The sequence below is a fragment of the Pseudoalteromonas sp. RB2-MNA-CIBAN-0110 genome (assembly GCF_040309305.1).
GTDB classification, from domain to species: Bacteria; Pseudomonadota; Gammaproteobacteria; order Enterobacterales; family Alteromonadaceae; genus Pseudoalteromonas; species Pseudoalteromonas arctica.
The window spans coordinates 1-253 of record NZ_JBEOOQ010000248.1; the positions used below are offsets into that span (position 1 = coordinate 1).

Genomic DNA, 253 nt, shown 5'->3' on the forward strand with positions numbered 1-253 from the left:
CTGTAACGTGCCCCGATGACAATTCGTTTGCCGCTGAAATACTTCATCAAAATGGCGTAGGTAAAGTGCTGGTTATTAACGGCTTTGCTAGTAAACGCTTTGCATTTATTGGCGATATTATGGCAGAGCGTGCTTTAAAAAATGGCTGGGAAGGTATAGTTATAAATGGTTGTTGCCGAGATATTGAGATTCTTGCTACCTTAAATTTACCTATTATGGCGCTTGGCTCAACACCACGCAGTACGTTAAAGCG

Annotated in this window: 1 protein-coding gene; it reads left to right on the plus strand. The window is 41.9% G+C overall.

Going from position 1 to position 253, the window contains the following annotated elements:
• The coding region (locus tag AAEY68_RS21365) for an RraA family protein (RefSeq protein ID WP_502935721.1) at window positions 1-253 on the plus strand (253 nt) is incomplete at both ends.